Source organism: Methylibium sp. (assembly GCF_013817365.1).
GTDB lineage: Bacteria > Pseudomonadota > Gammaproteobacteria > Burkholderiales > Burkholderiaceae_C > Methylibium.
Window position 1 is genome coordinate 1 of the sequence record NZ_JACDCU010000441.1, and the last position, 2,280, is coordinate 2,280.

General features: G+C 68.0%; 3 protein-coding genes. 1 reads left to right on the forward strand and 2 read right to left on the reverse strand.

What is annotated here, in order from left to right:
- Positions 1-25 precede the first annotated feature (25 nt).
- Both H0W38_RS19330 and H0W38_RS19335 read right to left on the reverse strand, forming a co-directional pair.
- On the reverse strand, positions 26-337 hold the full coding sequence (locus H0W38_RS19330; RefSeq protein WP_292457214.1) for a phosphopantetheine-binding protein: 312 nt from the start codon (positions 335-337) through the stop codon (positions 26-28).
- Between the two features lie 238 nt (positions 338-575).
- Positions 576-1,025: a hypothetical protein gene (locus tag H0W38_RS19335; protein WP_292457217.1), complete on the reverse strand. Its 450-nt coding sequence runs from the start codon at positions 1,023-1,025 to the stop codon at positions 576-578.
- Between the two features lie 319 nt (positions 1,026-1,344).
- On the opposite strand from H0W38_RS19335, the gene H0W38_RS19340 reads away from it, so the two are divergent.
- The coding region (locus H0W38_RS19340; protein WP_292457219.1) for a glutamate--tRNA ligase family protein at positions 1,345-2,280 on the forward strand (936 nt) is incomplete at its 3' end.

Below are 2,280 nucleotides of genomic sequence, written 5' to 3' on the forward strand. Positions count from 1 at the left end.
CCGGGGTTCGGCGGCATCGCGGCGCTTACAGCGTGCGGTGCTGGGCGACGTGCGACGCGAGGCTGCGCAGCGAGCGGAAGATCTGCGGGTTGTTCGCGTCGTCCGAGCGCAACTGGAAGCCGTAGCGCCGTGACACTTCGAGGGCGACCTCGAGGACGTCGATCGAGTCCAGGCCCAGGCCTTCGCCGTAGAGCGGCGCGTTCGGGTCGATGTCGGCCGGGAGCACCTCGAGGTTCAGGGCTTCGACGAGCAGCACCGCCAGTTCACGCTCGGGCGCCGATTGCTCGGGCGCACCGGCAGCAGCCTGCGGCAGGACAACTTGAGCGGGGGAAGGCACGGAATGTTGAAGGCTTGATCCGAAGACCGCAATTGTAGGTGGGGCCTCAGAGCGTCCGATGCACGGTTTAGGGGTCCGCAGTGCGTAAGTCACGGTGCTTCGACGGGCGACTCGCAGGCCAATTTTTACCTGGAGGCGCCGACCTCGGCGAGGATGGGATGGCCGACCTTTCCGTGCGCTTTGCCCCCGCTCCCACAGACGGGTGGGAGCCGGAGCAATTGCAGCGACTCCCGTTCGTTCAGTAGCGGCGATCCTGGTGATCGCGACTGCGCCGGTCGCGGCGGTCGTGGTCGCGGTCACCGCGGCCCTTGCGGTCCTGCCAGCGGCCATCGCGCCAGTGGCCGCGCGGCCCGTGCTGGTGCACGACCACCGGCGCGTGCCGGTGGTGCCCGATCACCGGCGCCTGCCGGTAATGGATGGGCGCCGGGCCATACACCACTCGCGGCGCCCGCTGGTACACCACCGGCGGCGGGTAGTACGCCGGCGCGGGGTGATACACAACGGGCGGCGGCGGGTAGTACGCCGGTGCGGGGTGATACACAACGGGCGGCGGCGGGTAATACACCTGCGGCCCCGGCAGGTTGATGCCGATGTGCCACGACACCCCCGCCTGCGCGGTGCTCGTGGCCGCCGCACCGGCCAAGCCCAGTGCGACGAAAGCCAGCGTTCTGCGAATCCGTGCGTTCATGTCGACTCCTTTGCGGGCCGCCTCCGGATTGGAGGCTCTTGGTCCCGCGCTTCATCAACGACTCCACCATAGGCCTCATTGGCTCCGGCGATGTCTCTTGGCGGTGAAGTTTTGTGAACCGCTGCAGCCGCATTCGCCTCGCGCCACGGCCCCTCTTTTGCGAGTTGCAGCCGAGCTGCGCCCGGGCTTCAGCCAAGCAGCGCTCTCAAGGAAACGAAGGGCCGCTCCCGAGTTCCTTGACCCCCTCGGGGGGCGGGCTCGGCGCCGCCGAGCCCTGGGGGCGCTCCTTAGAATGAAGTGCAGCCAACCCACCGCCACGATGAACGACGCACCGAAGAAGAAGCCCGGCCCCGCCGCCGGCAGCACTGCCGAGCCGCACAAGAGCGGCAACTTCCTTCGCAACACGATCGAGCGCGACCTCGAACAAGGCACCTACGCCGGGCGCACCTTCGCCGGCACGCCGGGCGACGCCGCCCACCACGCAGGCCAGCCGCTCGACCCGGCCAGGATTCGCACGCGTTTTCCGCCCGAGCCCAACGGCTACCTGCACATCGGCCACGCCAAGAGCATCTGCCTGAACTTCGGCCTGGCGCGCGACTTCGGCGGCGTGTGCCACTTGCGCTTCGACGACACCAACCCCGAGAAGGAAGAGCAGGAGTACGTCGACGCCATCATCGACGCGGTGAAGTGGCTCGGCTTCGACTGGGAAGGCCCGAACCCCGCGGACACGAAGAGCACGCGCAGCCACCTCTACTTCGCCAGCGACTACTTCGACGACATGTACCGCGCCGCCGAAGCGCTCATCACCGCCGGGCTGGCCTACGTGGACGAGCAAACGCCCGAACAGATGCGCGCCACCCGCGGCGACTTCAACACGCACGGCACCGACAGCCCCTTTCGCAACCGCACGCCCGAAGAAAACCTGGCCCGCTTTCGCGACATGAAGTACGGCCGGCTTGCGGACGGCGCCGCCGTGCTGCGCGCGAAGATCGACATGGCGTCGCCCAACATCAACCTGCGCGACCCGGCCCTGTACCGCATCAAGCGCGCGACGCATCACAACACGGGCGACACCTGGTGCATCTACCCGATGTACACCTACGCGCACCCGATCGAAGACGCGCTGGAGCGCATCACCCATTCCGTCTGCACGCTCGAATTCGAAGACCAGCGCGCCTTCTACGACTGGCTGCTCGAACACCTGTGCGACCTGGGCCTGCTGAGCCGCCCGCGCCCTCATCAACACGAGTTCGCG

Bases quoted from the DNA above. Each gene is read 5' to 3' on its own strand.
- H0W38_RS19335 (WP_292457217.1), bottom strand. From the start codon at position 1,025: ATGAACGCACGGATTCGCAGAACGCTGGCTTTCGTCGCACTGGGCTTG.